The organism is Bacillus sp. KS1 (assembly GCF_020075515.1).
Classification (GTDB): domain Bacteria; phylum Bacillota; class Bacilli; order Bacillales; family Bacillaceae; genus Bacillus; species Bacillus velezensis.
In genome coordinates this window covers 15,018-39,423 of record NZ_JACAWW010000018.1, presented here as the reverse complement: position 1 = coordinate 39,423, position 24,406 = coordinate 15,018, and the positions used below count along the sequence as shown (strand labels likewise).

Below are 24,406 nucleotides of genomic sequence, written 5' to 3'. Positions count from 1 at the left end.
GCAGCCTCCGTTCTCTAAGGTTTGAGTACAACTTTAATACAATCATCTGTTTTCGTGTCAAACATCTCATAGCCGTGCTTCGCTTCACTAAGCGGAATGACATGGCTTACAACATCGCCCGGATCAATTTTGCCGGTTGACACCAGTTCAAACATATACGGCATATAGTGGATGACCGGAGCTTGTCCTGATCGGATATTGACGTTTCGCTGCATGATATCGCCAAGGGGAAACCCGTTGTATCTGCCGCCGTACACACCCGTAATCTGGATCGTTCCGCCTTTTCGCACCGCTTGGGACGCGATGACCAATGCGCTCATCGCCCCGCCCTGAAGTTTTAATCCGCTGGCGAGGAACTCAAGATCCGTCATTTTTCCGTCCATGCCGACGGCGTCAATGACCACATCAGCGCCGCCTTTGGTGATTTCCTTCAGGTAGCTGCCCGTATTTTCGTGGTCTTCGAAGTTCACGATTTCCACTTTATTCGTCCGTTTCGCATGCTGGAGACGGTAGTTGACATAGTCTACGGCTATTACGCGTTTCGCTCCCTTTAACCAGCAGAATTTTTGAGCGAAAAGGCCCACGGGCCCGCAGCCGAGAACGATGACCGTATCGCCTGCTTTTACGCCGGCATTGTCAACGCTCCAAAAACCGGTTGTCATCGCATCAGCAATAACACTCAATTTCTCATCCGGTTCTTCGCATGTTTCGGGGACTTTAAAATGGGTAAAGTTCGCAAAAGGGACGCGCAAATATTCGGCCTGGCCGCCCGGATAGCCGCCGGTACTCCCTGAATAGCCGAAATAAGCGCCCATATCGCCGTTTTCATTTGATTGATCACATTGGCTTTCCAGGTGATTTTTACAATAAGTGCATTCTCCGCAGGCGATATTAAAAGGAATAATGACACGGTCGCCTTTTTTGACTTTCGTCACGCCGGGACCGGTTTCTTCCACAATGCCCATCGGTTCATGCCCGATAATATAGTCTTCCTGCAAGTTCGGAATGAGTCCGTGGATTAAATGTAAATCTGATCCGCAAATTGCCGTACTTGTGACTTTTATAATCATGTCATCGTGTTTTTCAATCTTCGGATCAGGCACGTCTTTGACAACGACGTTTTTCACTCCTTGATACGTTACGGCCTTCATGCTGTAATACCTCCAGTGTTAGTGTTCATCAGGTGTGCGGTCAAACATCCCTTTTCTGTTTGTTTCAACGGGAAACAGGTTCATGCTTCCGACCATGAGGGTATTTTTCGCAGAGAGCTGATCCAATTTATACTGTTCGCTCAGATCATGCGGGTGAAACCACTTTTTGCTGACCATCAAGTCTGTTATCTCCTGATGCATCGCGATTCCCTGCATGAGCTGTTTGCGCAGCAAAGCTCTTACATCAGGTGAAGCGGTTTCTGTTAAAGCGACGGCGGTATTTCTGACGCCTTCTTTTGCCCGTAAAAGAAAATCCATTGCGAATGTCATATCTGCGAGTTCAGGGACGTGTAATGAATTGATCGGATCTAAATGGTCATGATTCAATGATGCTTACCTTCCTTTCAATTGATGATCGAAGTCGGCCGGTTTTGAGGAACGGGAGCCTGAAACGTTGCCCGTTCATAAACCGCTTGCAGATCAGCCAGGTCTTGAGAGGCTTGCTGAACGTCTTTTTCCATTAACGTTTTCAGATCCTGATCAAACACAAGCCCTTGCATGAGCTTGGATTTCGCGACACAAAGCGTCTTGAAGTTAATGATTTCATGTAAGTCCAGCGACTCGTGAGCCGCTAATTCACGCTTATCCATAATCGTCTGAAACCTCCCTTTGTAGAAATACGTAGTTAATTTCCCCTGAGAAAAGAGGTCTAGTCTTACAAATTTTGTTTATCAGAAAAAGCGGAGAAAAAGCCTGACGGTGCATCAAAAAAAGGAAGAAGCACAATCGCTTCCTCTTGTTCACATGGAATGGCTGTTGGTGTCCTGAACGTTTTTCTGATGCGGGCGGTTTTGCCGCGCGGGAGACGAGCCCGCTGAAACCCGGGAAAGGTCATAAAAAAGATATGAACAAAAGCAGCTTGCACACAATCCCGCAGGCTGCTTTTTCTTTCACCCGTCATGCAGGAACAGAAGGGGAAGGTGAGAAGAAGGCACTTATGGTATGATGACAAATAGAATAAAACCTCGTGAGGCCGGTCGGCTAAAAGGAAGTGGACAGAGATTGTTTGGTACAAAACATCAAGAAGACTACGTCTCCCGTGACAGACGCTCATTGCATATGCTTGCGCTTCGGGTGCCCGGTCTGGCGTTTATTTTTATGGTATATGCCGCATCAGTCTCTTTGCAGTACATTTATGAAAGCTGGACGGTTTTTTTGCTGCTGTTATTCACGATATTGATCGTCATTTTTACCGTGCTGCACTGGCATTCCCATCGCTGGGTCAAGAAAAAAACGTTTCTTTATTTCATCATACAGGGATTTATCATATATACATCGGCTAACTTGATGGCCGGCGGTTATATCGCGGTAGTCGTCGGTCTCTATGCCTTTTTAATCGGGCAGATTATCGGAATGGCGGATAAGGGAAAAACGCTGCTCATACTCTATCTTTTCATTTTAATGTCCATAGCAGCCCTGCACCAGGAGCATCCGCATCACCTGCTGCGTTTCATCGTTATCGCCGCTCCCATCATGATTGTGATTATCACGTATGCGGCCACATTTTTCGCGCAAGTTGATGAAAAAATAAAAACACAGATGACGCTTGAAAAATTAGAGCTCGCTCACCGGCAAGTGAAACAGCTGACGCTTCAAAACGAAAGGCAGCGGATGGCGAGAGACTTGCACGATACGCTTGCCCAAGGATTGGTCAGCTTGCATATGCAGCTTGAAGCGGTGCAAGTTCATCTTTCGAAAGATAACACTGACAGAGCGAAAGACATCATCAGCCAGTCAATGGACAGAGTGAAGGGCACATTGGCTGATGCGCGCTCGGCCATTGACAACCTTCGCAGCAAATCAGAAGAGATCGGCTTCTTAAAAGAAAGCATCACTGAACAAATCAACCATTTTACAGAAGCCTCCGGGCTGTCTTGTTTTTTAGAGTACAGCGTGCATCATGTGCTTGACGTTCATACGGCGGAGAATTGCCATTACATGATCGGAGAAGGCCTGACAAACGCCGCCAAGCATGCAGAAGCAAAGAATGTCTGGGTATCCGTTCAGGAAGAAGAGGGACAGGTCCGCATAACCGTCAAAGATGACGGGAAAGGCTTTGATGCCGGAACAGAAATGAGAAAAAGCGGACATTACGGGCTGCTTGGGATACAAGAACGCGTCAATATGATGAACGGCATTTTCCGTATAACAAGCGCCAGATCAGCGGGAACTCAAATTGAGATCATCATACCAATTCAAGGAGAAGCGGAACATGTATAAAGTGTTAATAGCAGATGACCATCTTGTCGTCAGAGAAGGTCTGAAGCTTTTGATAGAAACAAATGACCATTACACCATAACGGGAGAGGCGGAAAACGGGAAAACCGCCGTCCGCCTCGCAGAAGAACTAAAGCCCGATGTCATTCTCATGGATCTGTACATGCCGGAAATGAGCGGGCTGGAAGCCATTAAACAGATAAAAGAGCATTCTGATGTGCCGATCATTATTCTGACGACCTATAATGAAGATCATCTGATGATAGAAGGCATCGAATCAGGCGCGAACGGTTATCTGCTGAAGGACACAAGCTCAGAAACCTTATTTCATACGATGGATGCGGCGGTCAGGGGAGAAGTGCTTCTGCAGCCGGACATCTTGCGGCGTTTCCGGGAAAAGAAAATGGAACGGGCAAATGCCAATGAAACACAGCTGACGGACAAGGAAATCATAGTTCTGGAAGCCGTTGCGAAAGGACATAAAAGCAAAGCGATCGCCTTCGATTTAGGAATCTCAGAACGGACGGTAAAAGCGAGATTAACATCGATTTATAACAAATTAGGCGCTGATTCGCGGACGGAAGCCGTCACCATTGCCATGCAAAAAGGCATTCTGAAACTGAATATATAATGAAAAACTGCCCAAACGTACATGCCCCTATGTACGTTTTTTTTATGTGAATGTGAACTACAATTAGGCAGAAAGTAATGATTGGAGAGGAGTATTCGATGTCTGGTTTTTTATATAAATTAGGGGGATGGTCTGCCCGCAATCGATTAAAAATGATCAGTGCGTGGCTCGTGATACTGATCGCTTCGGTTGTGATCGCCATCTCGTTAAAACCTGCTTTTTCTGATGATATGTCAATACCTGACACACCTTCTGAAAAGGCAATGGATATGATTCAAAAAGAATTTTCAAAGGGTCCCGATAAAGGAAGCATCCGGGTTATTTTCGGAGCTGAAGACGGGCAGAAATTGACGTCAATATCGGAAAAACAAGCGATTGAAGAGACATTAAAGAAGATCAAAACAGATCATTCAGTCGCTTCGATTGCAAATCCTTTTGAAACAGGAACCATTTCTAAAGACGGATCAGTGGCATATGCCGATATTACGTACAAAAAAGCGGCGGATGACATTTCGGCCGCGTCTGTTTCACATATCAAACACAGTCTGTCTGCCGCAGGAGACAAGGGTCTGCAGACGGAGCTCAGCGGTGATGTGCCGGGGGCCGGTGTTGAAGTCGGCGGTGTATCAGAAATTATCGGCGTTGTGCTGGCATTCATCGTACTGGCTATTACGTTTGGTTCATTAGTCATAGCGGGGCTGCCGATTGTCACGGCTCTGATCGGATTAGGCGTAAGCGTCGCGCTGACGTTAATTGGAACACAGTTCTTTACGATCGCTTCAGTCAGTCTCTCATTATCCGGAATGATCGGACTGGCCGTCGGGATTGATTATGCGCTGTTTATCTTCACGAAGCATCGTCAGTTTTTGGGCGAAGGTTTACAAAAAAATGAATCGATCGCTAAAGCCGCGGGAACGGCAGGCAGCGCCGTCGTTTTTGCGGGACTGACCGTGATCGTCGCGCTTTGCGGATTGACCGTTGTCGGCATTCCGTTCATGTCTGCCATGGGGTTGACAGCAGCACTCAGTGTGCTGATGGCTGTATTGGCATCAGTAACGCTGGTGCCCGCAGTGTTATCGGTCGCAGGAAAACGGATGATTCCGACATCAAATAAGAAGAAAGAAAAGAAAAGCGCCGGCACGAATGCCTGGGGGCGCTTTGTTACAAAGAGGCCTATTCTGTTAAGCATTTTCAGCATTATTCTTTTAGCCGTCATCAGTCTGCCGGCCATGCATTTAGAGCTGGGGCTGCCTGATGCGGGAATGAAAGCGAAAGACACCCCGGATCGCCGCGCCTATGATCTTTTGTCTAAAGGATTCGGCGAAGGTTTTAACGGCAAGCTGACAATTGTTGCCGATGCAAAAGATGTTAAGGGCAATAAAAATGAAGCATTCCAAGACGCCGTGAAAGAAATGAAGGACTTGCATAATGTGGCGAGCGTCACCCCTGCCATGCCGAACGAAAAAGGGGACTATGCCATCATTACGGCAGTGCCTGAAACCGGGCCGAACGATACGGCAACGAAAGAGTTAGTGCAGGATATACGGAAACTGTCAGACAAAAACGGCATCCGTCTGCTCGTCACCGGGTCAACCGCGGTGAACATTGATATTTCAGATCGGTTAAACAATGCCATTCCGGAATTCGCCATTCTTATTGTCGGGTTTTCATTTGTATTGCTGACCGTCGTTTTCCGTTCTCTTCTCGTGCCGCTTGCGGCCGTTCTTGGCTTTTTGCTGACAATGACCGCAACACTCGGGTTATCGGTATTCGTCCTGCAGGATGGACATTTCACCGGCTTGCTGAGCATTCCGGAAAAAGGCCCGATTCTTGCCTTCCTGCCTATTTTAGCAATCGGTATTCTTTTCGGACTGGCGATGGATTATCAAGTATTCCTTGTCAGCAGAATGAGAGAAGAATATGTCAAAACAAAAAATCCGGTACAAGCCATCCATGCCGGATTGAAACATAGCGGACCTGTCGTAACAGCGGCGGGGCTGATCATGATTTTCGTCTTCGCGGGATTTGTTTTCGCTGGGGACTCTATGATCAAATCCATGGGATTGGCAATGACCTTCGGTGTTCTTTTCGATGCGTTCATTGTAAGAATGACCATCATTCCGAGTGTCATGAAGCTGATGGGACATGCGGCCTGGTACTTGCCGAAGTGGCTGGATAAAATCATTCCGAACGTGGATATCGAAGGCCATAAGGCGACACAAGGCAAAACACCGGAGAAACCGGAAGAATAAAATGAAAAAGCAGATCGTTTTGATCTGCTTTTTTTATGTGCTGACCGCATCCATGAAAAGAGAAAAAAGCTTTTTCATGTCCTCATGTTTTTTTGTCAGCATTTCGGGATGCCATTGCACGCCGACGACAAATAATTCACCCGTCCGTTCAATCGCTTCAATGGCCCCGTCTTTCGCATAAGCCGCGGCTTTAAACGAAGGCGCCGTCTCTTTTATGATCTGGTGATGGAATGAATTCACCCGCGCTGAATCGCCAAACAAAGAATGGAGACGTGTCCCTTTTTCAAAAGAAACATGATGAGTTTTTAACGGCGGATCTTTTTCTTGATCATGCTTAATGTCAGCAAATGAAGCGTGTGTCAGGTCTTGATATAAAGTTCCCCCGTAAGTGACGTTTAACATATGCATCCCCCGGCAGATGGCCAGAATCGGCTTTTCTAAAGCAACCGCCGTGAGAATCAGCTCCTTCTCGTAGGCGTCCCGATCAGGAAAGGTCTTTCTTAAAGCCTGTAAAGGTTCTTCGCCGTAAAACAGCGGGTCTATATCCTGGCCGCCGGACAGAATGATCCCGTCAACATGAGAGACCTGTTCCTTTAAAAGCGCCGTCTCTTGAATCACCGGCAATATAAACGGCACACCGCCGGCCTCAGAAACAGACTGAATATAATCATTATTGACATAAGCCCGATTATAACCCGGGAAAGGGCCGGATTGATCAGCCATAATGTTTCCCGTAATTCCAATGCGTTTGGCCATTCTTCGCCCCCCTGAACCATGCTCATAATTAATCTGAACGTAGGTTGTACAAATCAGTTTGAAATTATTCTTCTTAATTGCGGAATCATTGTTTTAGAAAAAAGATTGACCGTACTGATGTAAGGGTTTCAGTTAGGATGAGTCTCATTTGATTTTTGTTTATAAAAAACACACCGGTCCCGTTGAAGGACGAGTGTGTGATGTACCGTGGTTTCACCCAAGTTTCCGATAAACGCTATTTATCGGCTCGATGCGGTAACGCAGCATGACGGTATCGGATACTTGATTTCACCGATACGACTCAAAGGCGGTAAGCCGCTTTCCTTTTTTTCTGTCGGGCATTGCCGTTATGGGCCGTCAGAAACAGCCATACAAGCAATGCGGCGAGACTGTACGCCGCTCCCATCATCAAAAACGTAAATCCGGCACCGGCGTACCAAGTGGCGGACAGATGAATGATCACACCGGAAACTGCTACGCCGACCAAGGCTCCGATTTGCCGGTTTGCATTTAATGCGGCACCGGCGATATTCGCATGCTGTTGTCCGGCAGCCTGCATGATCACAGTTGTCATAGCAGGAACTGTAATGCCGGTGCCAAGGTTCATAACAGACATCAAGACCGCCAGCTGCCAATAAGGAAAATCAGGAGAAACAAGCACAAACAACATCAATGCAATAATACAGCTGGCCGCCATTGACATCAACATAAGCTGTCCGGCTTCAAACCGATTCGCCAGACGGGCAAACAGCATATTGCCGATCACGAAGACCGCCATCATCGGCAGCAGCTCAACACCGGCCATAAAGGAGCTTGCGCCTCTTGCCTCCTGCAAAAAAAGGCTAAGCATAAACATGCCGCCGAAAAGGGCAAAATTCAGTAAAAACCCGACGAATTGAGCAGCTGAGAATCGGCCGTTTTTATATAAGGACGCCGGCAGAATCGACGTTTCCGCAGAGATTTCCCGCAGTAAAAACAGCACAAATGCCAAAAGCGCCGCCGCGAATGCGCCAAGAATTACGGGTGAGCGCCAGCCCGCTGAAGGCCCCTGTATCAAGGCAAAGGAAAGAAATCCGAGCGCCGCCACTCCAAGCAGATGCCCTGTCATATTTACGCGGCTGCTTTTTCCCGGCACTCGGCCAAGTATTCGGTGAGCTGAGATGAGTGCAGCAGCCCCTAACGGCACATTGATCAGAAAAATACTCTGCCAGCCTGCGGTCTGTACCAACACGCCGCCGATAAAGGGCCCAAGGCCTGAAGCAGCGGAAACAAGGGCGGCCCATAGTCCAAATATTCTTGCCCGCACCCGCTCATCTGGGTAAGAGGCAGCCAAAAGGCTGAGTGAGCTCGGCATAAACAAAGCCGCGCCAATCCCTTGCATGAGACGTCCGGCAATCAGCATCTGGCCATTAATAGATACGGCGCATAGGCAAGAGGCCAGGACAAAAACGGCCAAGCCCAGTATGTATATCGCCTTCGAGCCAAAACGGTCTGCCAAGGCTCCGCCCGCCAGCAGAAGTGACGCAAACGTAAGGATGTACCCGTCCACAACCCACGTCACACCTGAAAGTGACATTGAAAGGGTGTTTTTCATATCAGCCATCGCCACATTCACGACGGTTACATCAAGAGTTGCCATGAGGAAACCAAGTGCGAGCACGATCAGCACGGATAGGCCTGTTGATGATTTTGATTTTTGAAAAGACCCGCTGTTTGTCATTACAATTGCCCTTTCACTTGCTTGTTTACCCAATCATCTATTTTTTCAAGATCATACAGTTCCCCGACTCTGTTCATGACATGCTGCAAGGATTCTTCTCTCATGAGATTGGTCCATTTATCCTCGATTTCCCCCATGACTGTCTCCAGCACACAGTTGCTTTCATCCTCGAATACGGATTGCAGAAGGCCCTTTCCTTGATACATCGAACCTCTGCCTTCGACCGCCTGATAAACATCATAGAGCGTAATGTCCGCCAAAGGCTTTGTCAGGGTAAAACCGCCCTTGGTCCCCGGTATGGATTCTGCCAAATCGGCCTGTACCAATGTTCTCATCAGCTTCTTCAAATAAGACGGAGACACGCGTAAACGCTGGCTGATTGCCTCTGACGTTAAAGAAGACTGTACGGGCAGCCGTGACAATAACAGCAGCACAGAAACCGCCTGCTCCATTCCTGATTTCATTTTCATCCTATTCACTCCCGATTCATTATGGATAACCATTATCCACAATAGATCTCTTAGCAGCTTTTGTCAATAAAAAAAGCAAAAGAAATGGATTATTTCTTTTGCTTGGTATGGTTAACAAATCTGCATGTATTGAAGCGATTCGTCACTATAAGTCATCTATTGAAACATTAAAACCTTCGGAACAAACCCGTAAAGAAAACTCAAAAAACCCGTGACAATCATGGGTTTTTACATTCATTTCAATTTCTTGATTTTTTCCGTCAGCTCTTTGAATTTTTGATCAAGCTCACGATATTGTTTATCAGCCGGAGTCATGAAGCTGAGTTTTCCGAGGACTTCCTGCCGTTCGGTTTCAAGCTTTAATCGCAGTTCTTCAGCATCGTCCCTGACGGAGGGAGATTCTTTCCATTGTTTTCGGACGCTGCCGTTTGAGATATCAAGCCGGATGTCCGTCGTCTTTTCGACAAAGTAACGATCATGAGATACGATGATGAGCGTTCCGTCGTATCGGGCCAAAGTGTCTTCAAGCTGCTCGCGTGACGGCAGATCAAGGTGGTTTGTCGGCTCATCCAGAATCAGCACATCTTTCTCCTCCAGAATAAACGCCATCAGTTTGCATTTGACCCGCTCTCCCATGCTCATCTTGCCGATGGGTTCCGTCCATTGCGCTGCGGTAAATCCTAAATGCTTCATGAGGGATTGAACATTTCCCCTTGCTTCGAACGTTTCTTTGTAAAAAAGCTGTTCGGGGGTTTTATCAAGCGGAAGGTCGAATACTTCCTGGGTTAGATATCCGACATTTGCAGACGAAGAAATCCATATGCCGCCCTGCGCTTTTTCTTGACCGAGGATGACCTTTAATAATGTTGTTTTCCCGCTGCCGTTCGGGCCTGTAATCGCGATCTTTTCACCGTGCATCACAGTGAAATTCACGTTTTTAAAAAGCGTTCGTCCGTCATATGACTTTGTGACATCCCTTACTTCTAAAAAACGCTTTCCCGCTTTTTTGCGGTGCTCAATGGAAAAACGGACTTCATACTCCGCTTCAACCGGTTCTGCTTTCGCTTTTTCAAGCTCTTTTTCAAGACGCTTCTGCTTTGATTTAATCTGGGCGTCCGTGCGTTTTGCTTTTACACGATGGTATTCTTTAAAGCCTTCTATTTTCGTTGATTGGGCGTGGGCTTTTTTCGACCAGGCGCTCAGCTCGTTCATTTGAGCTTCAATCCGTCTGATCATATGCTGCTGATTCTCATATTCCCGCTGCTGTGTCAGCCTTCTCTGTTTGCGGACCTCCATATAGCTTGAATAATTCCCTTTATGCTCAATGAGTTTCTTTTCTTCGATGGCCCAGATTTTTGTCGCCGCTGCATCTATAAAAGCACGATCATGCGAAACAAAAATAATGGTGCCTTTGTAATTCTTGATCTGATTTAGCAGTATTTCTAAACTGTGCTGATCGAGGTGGTTCGTCGGCTCATCTAATAACAAAAGGCTGCTTGAGGAGGAGAAACCTTTAGCAAGACGGGCTTTCAATTTTTCTCCGCCGCTTAATTGCGAAAAGGCGCGTGCGGGCACGTTCCACTTTTCTAACAAGGCTGCCTCCGCAGGCTCGGGATGGCCGGAATCATAAGCTTCCGTTTCTTGTTCCACCATATATATGTTCACATCTTGCATCATTTGGATCTGTCCTTGTGACGGCGCTTTTTGATTGCAGATCAATTGCAGCAATAAAGATTTGCCGGCGCCGTTTTTACCGATAACGCCGATGATGTCACCTTGCTGAACGCTCGCGCTGATCTGTTCAAAAAGGGGAACGCTGTTGATTTCATAACTGATGCCGCTTAACTTTAACATTTCTTTCATATGTCAATCCCTCGCTTTTAAGGGAGGACAAAAAAAATCCTCCCAATTGATTTGGAAGGATTAGCCGTACCTGTGCATGATCAAATAAGCTATTTTCACATAGCTTTCGTATCGTATAGAAAATGGGCAGACTAATCCTATTTTTTCTGATTTGAAATATTTGATTTCAAACGGTCAAAATAAGATTAGTTAATCATTGTCCACCCATCATCCCTTCGTATTTGTTACGAACAGTGTAGCACACACTTATCTGTAAAAGCAAAGGGTATAAGCCTTTTTATTCCAGATTGGAGACTTCCCACTCTTCTTTTAAAACGGCATAATAATATTCATCCCACCATTCATTATCATGGGGGATGCATTTTTTAAAAAAGCCTTCCCGTCTCATCCCGATCTTTTCCATCACCCGGTGCGAAGCCGTGTTTTCCGGCTGACATGTCGCAATGATCCGGTGTAATTTCATCTTGTTAAACCCGAATGCCAGCACGGCGCGCGCCGCCTCTGAAGCATATCCTTTGCCCTGATATTCCGGGTGAAACACCCAGCCGATTTCATACGTATGATCGCCAAAATACTGAAAAAAAACAATGTGGCCAATGACCGTTTTCTCATCCTTCAATAAAACGGGAAACTTCCCGGCATGTTCACCGCTGTTTTCAGTAACGAATTTCCTGGCATCATCTTCGGTAAAGACACCCTCTGGTATGTATTTCATGACATTCGGATTTGAGGTGTACGCATAGACATCCTGCCAATCTTCCGGTTCAAATGTGCGAATGACGAGCCTGTCAGTTTTGATATTCATTTTTTATGTTCCTCCATCAAAAAAGGTTTCATTTAATATTTCGATTGAAAGATGTAAAAACCTTTGAGCGGGGAAGAGCCGAATAAAAAAAGCCTGCAGCTATACACTGCAGGCGGTTATTTTTCATTTGCGGCGGCGGGCAGGTTTGTAAACCCGAATTGCCCTCCGACAGCTTCTTTTACTTCATGAATAACGATAAATGATTTCGGATCAATTTTTTGAACATGTTTTTTGATTTTCAGCAATTCGTTCTTTTTAATGACGACATAGATAATGCGCTTGTCTTTGCTGCCGTAATACCCGTATCCGTAAAAAATCGTCGCCGCGTTTCCGTACTCGGAGGTGATGGCTTTGGCGATTTCTTCGTATTGGTCAGACATAATGGTGAGGGCTTTTTTATTATGGAAACCCTCAATGACAATATCGACGATTTTGGCGCACAGATATACGAATATAAACGTATACAGCATATGATTGAGGCCGATCGCTAAAACGGATGCGAAAATGATGACACAATCCATATAAAACATGCTTTTCGAGATGTTAAAGCCCTTTGTGTAATTTAATAAATACGCCAAAAGCGTGGTCCCGCCGGTAGATCCGTCAGCGATAAAGATCAATGCCAGCCCCGCTCCCATCAGCAGAGCGCCGAATACAATCCCGAGCACCATATCGTGCACGCCGAATGGAATAAAGCTGACGATGCTGAGAAAAACAGAAGTCATTCCCGTACCGAGTATCGTGTATAAAATCGTTTTTTTCGTTAAAAATTTATAAGCCAGCCCGATAAAAATCAAATTTACAACCAGAGTCGTAATACTTGCAGGTATATGGAAAAGATAATATAACACGAGAGCGATTCCCACGGTGCTGCCGTCCCCTAAATGATTCGGGATGACGAAAAATTCCACGGACGCCGCGATAAGAAAGGCTCCGGCCATAATCATCAGTATATCCTTGCAAATGTTCTTCATGTGCAAACCTCCTCCGCAGTCAAAAATATATATAAAACAAAAACGCCTCAAAAATTATCCAGAAGAACTAAATAATTTTTAAGACGAATCATTCACAATCTCGTTTGTTCATTCAGTAAAGAATGATCAGCTTCAATATCGAAGATTATATAGACACCTTCACATCTTGTCAATGCCGTGAAAATTGATTTTTCTGCAGTGTATATGAGGTTTAAATCAAGTTAAAACGAGGAATTATATCAGAAGAGTTTTCATTTCTGCTCTATTAATAAGAGAAATGTAATGAGAGACAACGAAGAAGGGATGATGACATTGGAACGAATTTTTATCAGTCCGGCCAAATACGTGCAGGGGAAAAACGCCATTGAAACGATCGGCGGACATCTGGAGGGCGTTGGTGAAAAAGCCGTCGTCATCGCGGACAAAACCGTATGGGATATCGCGGGCCACAAGGTGACGGCTGAATTAAAGAAAAGCAATATCTCTTCTGAAGAGGCGGTTTTCAATGGCGAAGCCTCCCAGGAAGAAATGAAAAGAATTGCCGGCATCGCAGAAAAAGCAGGCGCGACTATTGTCATCGGAGTCGGCGGCGGTAAAACGCTTGATACGGCCAAAGCCGTATCAGATGAAATAAACGGCTATACCGTTATCGTGCCGACGGCCGCTTCAACGGATGCTCCGACAAGCGGGCTGTCTGTCGTGTATTCTGAACAAGGCGCGTTCGAAAACTATCGTTTCTATCATAAGAATCCTGACCTGGTTCTGGTCGATACGAAAATCGTCGCGGAAGCTCCGCCGCGCTTTTTAGCATCAGGGATTGCCGATGCGATGGCGACGTGGATAGAGGCGCGCAGTGTCATCGCCAATGGCGGTAAAACGATGGCAGGCGGAATTCCGACAATCGCCGGAGAGGCTATCGCGGAAAAATGTGAAGCGGTATTATTCAAATACGGCCGTCTCGCTTATGAGTCTGTGAAAGCGAAAGCCGTTACGCCCGCATTGGAAGCGGTGGTTGAAGCCAATACACTTCTGAGCGGACTGGGATTTGAAAGCGGCGGCTTAGCTGCGGCGCATGCCATTCATAACGGATTTACCGCGCTTGAAGGTGAAATCCATCACTTGACCCACGGTGAAAAAGTGGCATTCGGCACGCTCGTTCAATTGGCGCTGGAAAAACGTTCGCTTGAGGAAATTGAGCGGTATATCGCGTTTTATATCAGCTTGGGGCTGCCTGTCACACTTGAAGACATCAAATTGAAAGACGCATCTAAAGAGGACATTATGAAAGTGGCAGAAGCCGCGACGATTGAAGAAGAAACAATTCATGCCGCTTTTGACGTGACGGCTGACGACGTGGCGGATGCCATTATAGCGGCTGATCAATACGCAAAAGCATTTAAAGAAAAACACGCGTAAAACCTTTTATCGCGTGACCCGGAACCAAGGGCTGTTACAGCCCTTGGTTTTTTTTATGCCCTTTGAAAACTTTTAAAAATAAAGAAAAAATTATGATACAATATACAAATGTTTTGAGAGATTGACAAAGGAAAGGTGGGAACGATATGCTGCATAATCCGACCGGTAAGGAGCGGCTTGCGCTGGCTTTTCTTCTCGGAATGCTTGCGATACTGGGGCCGCTCAATATAGATATGTATCTGCCGAGTTTCCCTGAAATCGCTGAAGATTTAAGCGCCCGCGCTTCGCTTGTCCAGCTCAGTTTAACCGCATGTCTGATCGGACTGACAATCGGACAGGTTGTTGTCGGTCCGTTAAGTGACGCGAAGGGAAGAAGAAAACCGTTATTACTATGTATTTTTTTATTTGCGTTGTTTTCTCTGTTTTGCGCACTTGCACCGAACATTGCAACACTAGTGATTGCCCGTTTTCTTCAAGGATTCACCGCTTCGGCAGGACTCGTTTTATCCCGTGCAATCGTCAGAGATGTGTTTACGGGAAGAGAGCTTTCTAAATTTTTCTCGCTGCTGATGGTCATTACCGCCGTAGCGCCGATGGTGGCGCCGATGACGGGAGGCGCGATTTTACTGCTTCCGTTTGCATCATGGCATACGATTTTTCTCTTTTTAACGTTTATCGGTTTTTTGCTTGTAATCATCATTGCGCTCAAGCTGATAGAAACCCTGCCGCCGGAAAAGCGGATTCCGAGCTCCATCGGAAATTCCGTGCGGACAATGGGAAGCCTGCTGAAGGATCGGTCATTTATCGGCTATGCGCTGACGGTCGGTTTTATTCACGGCGGGAGCTTTGCGTATGTCTCCGGAACGCCTTTCGTGTATCAGGATATTTACGGAGTATCGCCTCAGGTATTCAGTGTATTATTCGGCATAAACGGTCTGGCGATCATTACCGGAAGCTTTATCATCGGGCGTTTCGGCGGGATCATTCACGAAAAAAGCCTGCTGAGAATCGGCGTGATTACAGCGATGACGGCGACTGCCGTTCTGCTCGTCATGACGATCATTCACGGGCCGCTTGCGGCACTGGTGATTTCAATTTTTATTTATATGATTACGATCGGCATGACGCTGACAAGCACCTTTACATTGGCGATGGAAAAGCAGGGACACCGCGCGGGAAGCGCAAGCGCACTGCTCGGCATGCTTCCGCTTCTTCTCGGTTCCATCGTGTCGCCGCTTGTGGGGATGAATGAAGCGACGGCCGTGCCGATGGGGGCAATTATGTTCACGACATCCGTTATCGGTTCCATCGCTTTTTTCGCCTTAACAACAAAACCGGAGAAAGCAAAAAAGGAGTGAAATGATTCACTCCTTTTTTTGATGCCCGCTATTCATATTTCTTCAGCACGATCGCCGAATTATGCCCGCCAAAGCCGAATGAGTTGGAAAGGCCGATCGTTAACGATTGATGGCGGAGTCCTTCTGACACATAGTCCAAATCACATGCCGAATCAGGGTGCTGCAGATTGATCGTCGGCGGAATGATGCCGTGTCTCAAGCTTTCTGTCAGAGCGATGGCTTCAACTCCGCCTGCCGCGCCAAGCATGTGGCCGAGCATTGATTTGTTGGCCGTAACCGGAATGTCATACGCAAGCTCCCCGAATAATGTCTTGATGGCCAACGTTTCAGAAAGATCTCCGGCTTTTGTGCTTGTCGCATGGGCGCTTACGACATCAATGTCTTCCGCTGAAACGTTCGCCTTTTTCAAAGCGTTTTTCATCGCCAGATATGCGCCCGTTCCTTCCGGATGGGAGGCCACCATATGATAGGCGTCAGAGCTCGCGCCGTAGCCGAGCACCTCACAAAGGATCGGGGCGTTTCGGCTGATTGCGCTATCCAATGATTCCAATACTAAGATGCCCGCGCCTTCACTCATGACAAATCCATCGCGATCCGCGTCAAACGGCCGGCTTGCCGCGGCGGGGTCTGCGTTTCTCGCTGACAGCGCGTGGGCATTGCCGAAGCTGGCTAATGACAAATTCGTAATCGCCGCTTCCGCCCCCCCGGCAAACATGATATCTGCGTCATCATTCCGAATGGCGTTGAATGCTTCCCCGATCGACGTATTGCCGATGGAACACGCGGTGACGGGAGAAAGTGAGGGGCCGAGCGCGCCTAATCTGATGCTGATTTGAGCGGCGGCCGCGTTTGAGATCATCATGGGGACAAGGCTCGGGCTCACTTTTCGCGCTCCCCGTTCATTTAAAGTATGAACGTTATCAATCAAAGTCGTGATGCCGCCGATTCCCGAGCCGACGTACACGCCGAGGCGTTCACGGTCAATCTGATCGAGCTGAATCCCGGAGCTTTCAAGCGCCTGTTCCGCTGCCGCTAGAGCAAATTGGCTGAAACGGTCAAGCCGTCTCGCTTCTTTTCTGCCCCATCTTTCTTCTGCGTCAAAATCACGGACGGTACCGGCTATTTTTGTCTTTGAGCCGGAGACATCAAACGAATCGATGAAAGAGATTCCCGATTTTCCTTCCGTCAGGTGTTTCCAAAATGTATGCACATCATTGCCGAGAGGTGAAATCACTCCCATTCCGGTGATCACAACTCTTTTCATGGTCATTCCTCCTTCGGTATGTATTTATTGTAACTCGCAATTATCCTATTACAAGTTGTAGATTATCCTAGTATAATGAATACCAGGGTAAGAGAGGAGAGATTCGGTATGATACCAGAAGGAAGATTGCAGGCGCTCTCAGAGTTTTTAAAAACGCAGCGGGCCAAAATTTCTCCGCAGATGGCCGGGCTGCCGATGGGCACACGGAGAAGAACGCCCGGACTCCGAAGAGAAGAGGTCGCGCAATTAGCCGGCGTAAGCACCACGTGGTATACGTGGCTGGAGCAGGGCAGAGACATTAAAGTGTCCGCAGCCGTATTGGACGCCGTTTCCGATGCGCTGCAGCTCAACAAAGATGAGAGAAATTATTTATACGCGCTTGCCATTGAGGAGGGCGTGAAGCAGCCGTTTACCGCGGAGGAAGAAGCGGTTATCAGCCCGTCGCTTTCAAAAATCCTACAGGAGCTCCGTTATTGTCCCACCATTATCTCGGACAGGCGGTGTCATATCGTGGGATGGAACCAGGCCGCGGCTCACGTGTTTTTAGATTTTGAACAAATTCCTCCTGAAAAACGGAATCTCATAGAGCTATTGTTTTCCAGAAAAGAATTAAGAAGTTTAGCCGTGAACTGGGAGCACTTTGTGAAAGGATTCATCGCCATTTTCAGAACGTATTACGGCCAGTATGTAGCTGATACGTGGTATTCTCAGTTTATAGAAGAAATGGAGAAAACGTATTCGGAATTTCATACGCTGTGGAATGAGAGCGAAGTCAGCTCGGCACCCGAAGTATTAATTGAGTTCCGCCACGCGAAGGCGGGAAAAATGGTCTTTAACCTGACTTCATTTCAGGTTCAGGGCAACAGTGATCTGCGCTGCAGTGTGTATACGCCGGTAGATCATACCGAAACGGAAGCAAAGCTGAAAAAGCTCTTCGAAAACAGATGAAGAACAGAAAAAAACGGGAGGCGGCCGCCTCCCGTTTCAGTTTAAAATAAAAGCATGAGACCGGCGATGGCCGGTGTTAAAAAGATGGCTGATTTCAGAATGACTTTCGGCACGAGGTTGGTGAATTTCGCTCCGACATATGCGCCGCACATCGTTCCGATCAGCACTTTGACCAACAGCATATAATCGACAAATCCTTCCGTCACATAACCGAGTCCTCCGCCGACCGCAAGCGGAATAATGACAAGCATGGTGGTGCCGACCGACTGGCGGATGGATAAGCGTAAAAGAATCATTAAGCCGATCTGGATAAAAGGGGCAGAGCCGATGCCGAACGTTCCGGACAAGATTCCTGCGATGACACCGAGTACAACGGCTTTCACCCATATATTCAGATTGCTTTGCTGTCCGGAATCTTCTTGTGTTTCTTTTACAATAAATAACCGGACTAAAATAAGCAGAGCAGATAAAAACAGCATGCCCGCCGTCAAGTAATGCAGCAAATCTGCGGGGATAAGGGAAGTAAGCCTTGCCCCGAAAAACGAACCGAATGCCGCAAAAACGCCGACGATGAGACCGATTTTCATCTGAATATTGCCTTCACGGTAGTGGCTGAAAGCCCCCGATAAACTTGTGAAAGCCATTCCGGCAAGGGAGGTGCCTAAAGCCGTATGAATCGGTACGTGAAACAGTATAGTTAAAAGTGCAATGACAAAACCGGCTCCCCCGGCGCCGATAAACCCGAGAATAATCCCGAGAAGAAACATAACGAGTATAATAAGCACAATCTTCTCCTCCATTTAGATGCCTGATCACCATGTTCCGCTCCGCTGTATCAGGTTCTAATAATCGACCGTAGTCCGTCGACCGTCGTCTAATATCTTTTATGTTACCTCAAATTTAAGGTATTGGCAAGAAGCCGAATCGCTTTTATACAGAGGGTTTACAGCTCTTTCACCATCACTTTTTCCCCGTTTGAGTCCAGCTCTCCATTGAATAAGAAGCCGAATTTTTGATAAAGCCGCAATGCGTGCACGTTATCTTCAAACAGGCTTAAATAAATCCGTCTGCAAGCATATATTCGAACGAGATGGCGGATAAGGGCATCAAGCAACAGCTTGCCCAATCCCCGTCCCTGATAGCGTTCATCAATAAAAAAACGATCAAGCCACACTCTGCCGTTTTCATTTTCCTCATCATATTCCGGAAACCATCCGTACATGGCAAAGCCGACCAATTCCCCGTTAACATAAAGACCGGCCGGCTGATAATGCCGGCAATCCTCAGCATCTTGTAAGCACTCTTCCGCGGTTTCAATAAATGAAGTCTGGCTTTCACTTACATGAAGCGCCAGTATATCGGCACGGTTTTCTTCTGTGACTGCTCTGATTTCAATCGTCATACTTGATACTCCTCTTCCGCTTTTTTTGAGACGGTAAAGCTTTCATTGCGTAAGCCATTTGTGAATCAGCCTTCTCAATGATCATCATAAAGGATATGGTTACCGTATAGTCAAGGAGGCATTATGAGCGAAGACGTCAGAAAATACTTCACAACGGGTGAATTTGCAAAACTGTGCCGCGTAAAAAAACAAACCCTGTTCCATTATGACGAGATCGGCCTGCTTTTTTCTGTTTTCCCGGCAGGATTCGCCCCTCCATAAACAGAAAACAAGGAGCAGAAACGGATCATGGGCACCGGTACTCTCAAGGTGCAATACCCGGACCCTCAGGGTTTCGTCAATTAACATAACGGGCGGTGAAAAAATGGAGCCAAAATGGCTAGATTGGGCAAAACAGCTTCAATCCGCGGGCGCAAGCGGGGCTGGCTTATTCCAAAGACATATATGATATTGAGAGATTTGAAGAAATAAGAAAAATAAGCGTGGATATCATGGCGCATTATACCGGCATCGACAAAAGAATCATTAAAGACGTATTCGCCGGTGACATGGGCTACCCCACTCCGAAAGTTGATATCAGAGCGGCAGTTTTTAAAGATCAGAGCATATTAATGGTAAGAGAGAAAAGCGACGGCAGATGGGCGCTGCCGGGCGGATGGGCTGATATCGGGATTTCTCCGGGCGAGACCGCTGTCAAAGAAGTAAAAGAGGAGTCGGGAATCGACGTAAAGCCCGTTAAACTGTTAGCTGTAATGGATAAGAAATGCCATTCGCATCCGCCGTCCGCCGTCCACGTTTACAAAGTGTTTATCAAATGCGAGATCATCGGCGGCCGGCTCAGGGAGGGAACGGAAACAAGCGCGGCAGGCTTTTTTGCGGAGACGGAACTGCCGCCGCTATCTGAAGCCCGCAATACGGAAAGGCAGATTGAAAGGATGTTTGCATATCTCAAACATCCGGACGAACCCGTTTATTTTGATTAAGGCAGCAATCAGAAAGAAAAGGGGGTCCGAGTATAATGAAGGATTCAATTAAACAGCAGGCGCAGCGGCAATTTGCCAAAAACGCCGCGAAATATGTGACTAGTCCAGGACACACTGCAGGAGAGGATTTGGCGTATCTCGTTTCAGCTTCCGGTGCCGAAAAGCATATGGACGTGCTGGATATCGCGACGGGAGGCGGACATACGGCTAACGCTCTCGCTCCTCTCGTACGCTCGGTTATCGCATATGACCTCACGGAAGAAATGTTAGCCGCCGCTGAAGCATTTATAACCGGAAACGGAAGGACGAACGTGTCATTCGAAAAAGGCGATGCTGAAAAGATGCCGTTTTCCGATGCTGCTTTCGATATCGTCACATGCAGAATCGCGGCGCATCATTTTCCCGATGTCAGAGCCTTTGTTCATGAAGCGTTTCGGGTTGTCAAACCGGGCGGCAGACTGCTTCTCATTGACAATACCGCACCTGAAAAGGATGAATATGACCATTTTTATAATGACATTGAAAAGAAACGGGATCAGAGCCACTTTCGGGCGTGGAAAAAAACAGAATGGCTCCGTTTTCTGGAGACAGCCGGCTTCCGGATTGAATCCGCTGTCTGCTTTTTGAAACCATTTCAATTTACCGGCTGGTGTGAACGGGCAGGCCTGACTGAAGAGAAAGCCGCATTACTGGAAAAACAGATGCTGGATGCTCCTCGTGATATACAGCGGTTTTTTTCTGTAGAAAAGGATCAATCAGGCCGTATTGCGGGCTTCACAGGTGAATCGGCCTGTTTCTGCGCGATCCGTCCCGTCTGAGACGAAAAAAACCGCTGTGCAGTTTTCCTGCCCGGGGTTTTTTCGTTTTATCCGTTCTTGATTTGAGAAATAATAGCGGATGTGACGTCTTCCGTTGAATGTTTTCCGCCGACATCAGGAGTCAGGATGCCATTGTTTGTGACCGTTTCAATGGATTGTAAGAGGAGATGGCCCAGTTCCTCTTCTCCGAATGAATCGAGCATTCATTTGAAATCAAAGGCAATGCCCATGTAATTCGGCGATCGCGTTCAACACCCGCTCCGCTTGCGGAACTGTTTCTGTCCCCACACCGTCCCCCGGTATGCTGGCAATCTAGTATATTTCATGTTTCCAGCACATCCGATATGCTGACAAGCTCGGGAATGTTGCTTCCATAGATAAACTGTTATATGATCTTGGTAACAATAAGGCCTAAATTGTATGAAGAGGTAGGAAAGATGGATAATTTTAAATTAGATAAGCCAATCCCGTATTATCTGCAATTTTATTCCCAATTGAAAAAAATGATATTTGACGGGATTTTTAAACCGGGTGAACGGCTGAATGAGACTCAGCTGGCCAAGGATTTCGGAGTCAGCCGGTCGCCGGTCAGAGAAGCCATGCGGCTCCTTGAAAAGGACGGGCTTTTGACGGCAGACGATCGAAACGGCTTTGTCATTTATTCTTTGTCCGTTAAGGATGTTGAAGAGATTTATAAAATCAGAATGTCACTTGAATCACTGGCGGTCGAACTGGTTATTGATGAAGCGGCTGAGAGTGAAATTGACCTCATTGAAAAACAGCTGCGGGAAACGGAAGAAGCCATCAATAAAGGCGTCAAAGAGACTGAGATTATTTCCTTAAACGAGTCGTTTCATCGGCTCCTTGTGGATTTCAGCCGCAACAGCCGGCTGGCCATGCTGCTTGAGCATGTCAATGTGCTGATTCATTTTTGCAGAGTTCTTAATTTTAAAGGCGATGACCGTGCGGAGGTTATCCTGCATGAGCACCGGAAAGTCTTTGAAGAAATAAAAAAGGGCGATAAAACAAAAGCCGTGCAATATATGACGGAGCATCTCAAGCATGATGAAGAACATCTGAAAGGCGTGCTCAAAGCGGGAGAAACAGACGAATCATCACGATAGACAAGGTGAAAAGCCTTGTCTTTTTTTGCCGATGTCATCGAACCGTCATAAAGACCTGACGGATGTTCCTTGCATGATTTTTTCCGCGTCATTTATGATGGATATGGAAGAGACGCAAAAAAGGCAAAGGAGTTTGAAAAATGGCGAAACATATTCTGATGATCAATTTTCCCGCAGAAGGACACGTAAACCCGACTTTGGGTATGACAAAGGCCTTCAGCGAACGGGGCGATCACGTTCATTATATCTCAACGGAAAAATACAAAAGCAGGCTGGAAGGAGTAGGGGCGAAAGTTCATCTTCACAGCGATCTCCTCAGAATGACACCCATTGATCCCGGCAGTCCGTCCGGCATACTTGCATTTTTAAAGGTTCATATCAAAACGTCACTGGAGATTTTACATATTGTGCAGCGGCTGGCAGAGGACATTCAATTCGACGCCGTCTATTATGATAAATTCGGTGCGGGAGAGCTGGTGCGGGATTATCTCAACATCCCCGGCATCTCTTCTTCTGCATCCTTCCTGTTCAATGAAGACCGTCTGAAAATACTGCCGCTCCATCCGGAATCGGGCGTGCCGTTTCAGCCGGACAGGGAATGTGAAGAGCTGTTGGCCGAGATGAAAGACAAATACGGTGTCGCCCCTGACAGCGTGGTTCAATTTATGAACAACACAGGTGAATTGAACGTCGTCTATACAAGCAGATATTTTCAGCCCGAAAGTGAGACATTCGGAGATGAGTATTTATTTATCGGCCCGAGTTTTCCGAAGAGAAAAGGGCGCGTCGACTTCCCGATTGACTCATTAAAGAATGAAAAAGTCATTTATATCTCCATGGGAACGGTGCTCGGGGACACGGAAGCTTTTTTCAATCTGTGCATAGACGCGTTCTCAGATTTTGAAGGAAAAGTAGTCATTGCCGCCGGGGAAAAAGCCGATCTGTCGAAAATCAAACAGGCGCCGGAAAACTTTATCATCGCTCCGTACGTGCCGCAGCTTGAAGTGCTGGAGCAGGCCGACGTGTTTGTCACGCATGGCGGAATGAACAGTGTAAATGAAGGCATTCATTATCAAGTGCCGCTGGTCGTCATCCCGCACGATAAAGACCAGCCGATGGTTGCGCGCCGCCTGACTGAATTGGATGCAGGCTATACAGTGCAAAAAGATGAAGTAAGCGCTGAAAAGGTAAGGCTTGCCGCGGAAGAAGTGCTGCATAACGGAAAATACAAACAAGGCATTCAAGCCATTAATGAAAGCTTTAAAGAATGTACGGACATGAAGGATGTCCTTGCCCGGATCGACCGGTTTATTGAACAAAAACATGCTCAATAATATATGGAAAAAGCCTGTTTCCTCTGCCAAAGGGAAACAGGCTTTTTATAATGGCTTTTAGATGATGTGATGTTCTTCATTTGCAAGTTTCACAAGAGTCAGAAGAGATTCTGCCTCACGTGCGTCGAGTGTTTTTGCCAGACGGTTTTTTTCAAAGATCTGCTGGCCGAAGACGTTCACTGACGCCTGGTCAACCGCCGTGTGCCAGTCCTTTTGTGAATGATTCTCAGAAAAAGAGAAAACGAACACGGCAAAGACCGTTATAAGCATCGCCATGACCCAAAATTTTTGCCGATTTCCTGCTGCTGACATAGGCCGCCTCCTAAACATTTTACTGGTATTAGATCATATATGAGCTGTTTTTAACAGAGTAAAGAAGTCATTATTTCATGTAGTCCAAATGAAACGGAGCACAGCCGAAAGCCCGCGGGTCAGGCCGATGAGCCAATTCATATTTTGTTCATATTTTATTAAAAGTTTATCCAAGCTTGTCCTTTACAGTAGATATAACCACAAAATGCCGCTGAAAGGAGCCTTTAAAAAATGCATATTCATATGATCAACAAAAACCAGTTTGAGAGTGACTTGGAGGCGGCCGGCTTCAGCCGTCAGGCAGATGATATTATCGGCAAAATGAAAGAGTACGTAACGGAATACGCGGCTTCATCCGAACGGTTCCTGATTGAAATTCAAACCGTCATGAACGAATACAAAGCCGTCGTCTGCGCCATGTTTTCGACCATGGAAATTGCCGGTGCAAATAAAGACGAGAAGCATGTTGAATTTGAAGCCTGCACAGTATTTTGTGAATAAAAGACATTCATCAAACCTCCGCGGCTGCCTGAATGGCAGTATACCGA

23 protein-coding genes and 3 pseudogenes are annotated in these 24,406 nt (G+C 46.9%); 12 read left to right on the top strand and 14 right to left on the bottom strand.

Going from position 1 to position 24,406, the window contains the following annotated elements:
• Positions 1-14 precede the first annotated feature (14 nt).
• From HWY38_RS12680 to HWY38_RS12670, 3 genes are read right to left on the bottom strand one after another with little or no spacing between them, the layout of a single operon-like run.
• Positions 15-1,151 carry a zinc-dependent alcohol dehydrogenase gene (locus HWY38_RS12680; protein WP_003156072.1) on the bottom strand — a complete coding sequence of 379 codons (1,137 nt, stop codon included), beginning with the start codon at positions 1,149-1,151 and terminating at the stop codon, positions 15-17.
• Positions 1,152-1,169: 18 nt separating this feature from the next.
• Entirely contained in the window at positions 1,170-1,538 is a 369-nt protein-coding gene (locus tag HWY38_RS12675; protein ID WP_032873082.1) for a spore coat protein, read from the bottom strand.
• Positions 1,539-1,555: 17 nt separating this feature from the next.
• Positions 1,556-1,801 (bottom strand): hypothetical protein, encoded by a 246-nt coding sequence (locus HWY38_RS12670; RefSeq protein ID WP_015416919.1) that lies wholly within the window; start codon positions 1,799-1,801, stop codon positions 1,556-1,558.
• 412 nt (positions 1,802-2,213) lie between these two features.
• Here HWY38_RS12670 and HWY38_RS12665 point away from each other — a divergent pair, with 412 nt between their 5' ends.
• The 3 genes from HWY38_RS12665 (at position 2,214) to HWY38_RS12655 (ending at position 6,311) form a co-directional block, all read left to right on the top strand.
• A complete protein-coding gene (locus tag HWY38_RS12665) occupies positions 2,214-3,431 on the top strand; it encodes a sensor histidine kinase (protein ID WP_317986220.1) in 1,218 nt (405 codons plus the stop codon).
• The gene (locus tag HWY38_RS12660) at positions 3,424-4,059 is read left to right on the top strand and encodes a response regulator transcription factor (RefSeq protein ID WP_224181962.1); all 636 of its coding nucleotides are present in this window, start codon (positions 3,424-3,426) and stop codon (positions 4,057-4,059) included. The genes HWY38_RS12665 and HWY38_RS12660 overlap by 8 nt, the downstream gene beginning before the upstream one ends.
• A gap of 98 nt (positions 4,060-4,157) precedes the next feature.
• Positions 4,158-6,311 carry an MMPL family transporter gene (locus HWY38_RS12655; protein ID WP_224181961.1) on the top strand — a complete coding sequence of 718 codons (2,154 nt, stop codon included), beginning with the start codon at positions 4,158-4,160 and terminating at the stop codon, positions 6,309-6,311.
• 33 nt (positions 6,312-6,344) lie between these two features.
• On the opposite strand, the gene HWY38_RS12650 is transcribed toward HWY38_RS12655, so the two are convergent.
• From HWY38_RS12650 to HWY38_RS12625, 6 genes are all read right to left on the bottom strand, one after another.
• Positions 6,345-7,067: a gamma-glutamyl-gamma-aminobutyrate hydrolase family protein gene (locus HWY38_RS12650; RefSeq protein WP_045206881.1), complete on the bottom strand. Its 723-nt coding sequence runs from the start codon at positions 7,065-7,067 to the stop codon at positions 6,345-6,347.
• 301 nt (positions 7,068-7,368) lie between these two features.
• Complete coding sequence (locus HWY38_RS12645; protein WP_224181960.1) at positions 7,369-8,787, bottom strand: MFS transporter; 1,419 nt, start codon at positions 8,785-8,787, stop codon at positions 7,369-7,371.
• Positions 8,787-9,257, bottom strand: a complete 471-nt coding sequence (locus tag HWY38_RS12640) for an Rrf2 family transcriptional regulator (protein ID WP_224181959.1) — start codon at positions 9,255-9,257, stop codon at positions 8,787-8,789. The genes HWY38_RS12645 and HWY38_RS12640 overlap by 1 nt, the downstream gene beginning before the upstream one ends.
• Before the next feature lie 234 nt (positions 9,258-9,491).
• Positions 9,492-11,120, bottom strand: coding sequence for a ribosomal protection-like ABC-F family protein (abc-f, locus tag HWY38_RS12635; RefSeq protein ID WP_224181958.1), 1,629 nt, complete (start codon positions 11,118-11,120; stop codon positions 9,492-9,494).
• Between the two features lie 277 nt (positions 11,121-11,397).
• The gene (locus HWY38_RS12630; RefSeq protein ID WP_224181957.1) at positions 11,398-11,925 is read right to left on the bottom strand and encodes a GNAT family N-acetyltransferase; all 528 of its coding nucleotides are present in this window, start codon (positions 11,923-11,925) and stop codon (positions 11,398-11,400) included.
• A 116-nt stretch (positions 11,926-12,041) separates the two neighbouring features.
• The gene (locus HWY38_RS12625; RefSeq protein WP_007609718.1) at positions 12,042-12,899 is read right to left on the bottom strand and encodes a YitT family protein; all 858 of its coding nucleotides are present in this window, start codon (positions 12,897-12,899) and stop codon (positions 12,042-12,044) included.
• A gap of 282 nt (positions 12,900-13,181) precedes the next feature.
• On the opposite strand from HWY38_RS12625, the gene HWY38_RS12620 reads away from it, so the two are divergent.
• On the top strand, positions 13,182-14,315 hold the full coding sequence (locus HWY38_RS12620; RefSeq protein ID WP_014304447.1) for a glycerol dehydrogenase: 1,134 nt from the start codon (positions 13,182-13,184) through the stop codon (positions 14,313-14,315).
• A 146-nt stretch (positions 14,316-14,461) separates the two neighbouring features.
• Positions 14,462-15,673: a Bcr/CflA family efflux MFS transporter gene (locus HWY38_RS12615; protein WP_224181956.1), complete on the top strand. Its 1,212-nt coding sequence runs from the start codon at positions 14,462-14,464 to the stop codon at positions 15,671-15,673.
• Between the two features lie 28 nt (positions 15,674-15,701).
• Here HWY38_RS12615 and fabF read toward each other — a convergent pair whose 3' ends face one another.
• Positions 15,702-16,937 (bottom strand): beta-ketoacyl-ACP synthase II, encoded by a 1,236-nt coding sequence (gene fabF / locus HWY38_RS12610; protein WP_224181955.1) that lies wholly within the window; start codon positions 16,935-16,937, stop codon positions 15,702-15,704.
• Between the two features lie 108 nt (positions 16,938-17,045).
• On the opposite strand from fabF, the gene HWY38_RS12605 reads away from it, so the two are divergent.
• Complete coding sequence (locus HWY38_RS12605) at positions 17,046-17,885, top strand: helix-turn-helix transcriptional regulator (protein ID WP_014417044.1); 840 nt, start codon at positions 17,046-17,048, stop codon at positions 17,883-17,885.
• A gap of 41 nt (positions 17,886-17,926) precedes the next feature.
• Here HWY38_RS12605 and HWY38_RS12600 read toward each other — a convergent pair whose 3' ends face one another.
• Both HWY38_RS12600 and HWY38_RS12595 read right to left on the bottom strand, forming a co-directional pair.
• Complete coding sequence (locus tag HWY38_RS12600) at positions 17,927-18,670, bottom strand: sulfite exporter TauE/SafE family protein (RefSeq protein ID WP_015416927.1); 744 nt, start codon at positions 18,668-18,670, stop codon at positions 17,927-17,929.
• A 158-nt stretch (positions 18,671-18,828) separates the two neighbouring features.
• Entirely contained in the window at positions 18,829-19,287 is a 459-nt protein-coding gene (locus tag HWY38_RS12595) for a GNAT family N-acetyltransferase (protein ID WP_224181954.1), read from the bottom strand.
• A gap of 123 nt (positions 19,288-19,410) precedes the next feature.
• Here HWY38_RS12595 and HWY38_RS12590 point away from each other — a divergent pair.
• The 3 genes and pseudogenes from HWY38_RS12590 to HWY38_RS12580 form a co-directional block, all read left to right on the top strand.
• Positions 19,411-19,509 (top strand): annotated as a pseudogene (locus HWY38_RS12590) (MerR family DNA-binding transcriptional regulator); the annotation flags it as partial.
• Between the two features lie 142 nt (positions 19,510-19,651).
• Positions 19,652-20,270: pseudogene (locus tag HWY38_RS12585) on the top strand (NUDIX hydrolase).
• A gap of 35 nt (positions 20,271-20,305) precedes the next feature.
• On the top strand, positions 20,306-21,088 hold the full coding sequence (locus HWY38_RS12580; protein WP_224181953.1) for a class I SAM-dependent methyltransferase: 783 nt from the start codon (positions 20,306-20,308) through the stop codon (positions 21,086-21,088).
• A gap of 47 nt (positions 21,089-21,135) precedes the next feature.
• On the opposite strand, the pseudogene HWY38_RS12575 reads toward HWY38_RS12580, so the two are convergent.
• Positions 21,136-21,291: pseudogene (locus HWY38_RS12575) on the bottom strand (tartrate dehydrogenase); the annotation flags it as partial.
• Positions 21,292-21,525: 234 nt separating this feature from the next.
• On the opposite strand from HWY38_RS12575, the gene HWY38_RS12570 reads away from it, so the two are divergent.
• Both HWY38_RS12570 and HWY38_RS12565 read left to right on the top strand, forming a co-directional pair.
• Positions 21,526-22,212, top strand: a complete 687-nt coding sequence (locus HWY38_RS12570; protein ID WP_022552677.1) for a GntR family transcriptional regulator — start codon at positions 21,526-21,528, stop codon at positions 22,210-22,212.
• Positions 22,213-22,352: 140 nt separating this feature from the next.
• Positions 22,353-23,546, top strand: a complete 1,194-nt coding sequence (locus HWY38_RS12565; protein ID WP_224181952.1) for a macrolide family glycosyltransferase — start codon at positions 22,353-22,355, stop codon at positions 23,544-23,546.
• 57 nt (positions 23,547-23,603) lie between these two features.
• On the opposite strand, the gene HWY38_RS12560 is transcribed toward HWY38_RS12565, so the two are convergent.
• On the bottom strand, positions 23,604-23,858 hold the full coding sequence (locus HWY38_RS12560; RefSeq protein ID WP_224181951.1) for a hypothetical protein: 255 nt from the start codon (positions 23,856-23,858) through the stop codon (positions 23,604-23,606).
• 231 nt (positions 23,859-24,089) lie between these two features.
• Between HWY38_RS12560 and HWY38_RS12555 the strand changes: the two genes are divergently transcribed.
• The gene (locus tag HWY38_RS12555; RefSeq protein ID WP_224181950.1) at positions 24,090-24,359 is read left to right on the top strand and encodes a hypothetical protein; all 270 of its coding nucleotides are present in this window, start codon (positions 24,090-24,092) and stop codon (positions 24,357-24,359) included.
• Positions 24,360-24,406 lie beyond the last annotated feature (47 nt).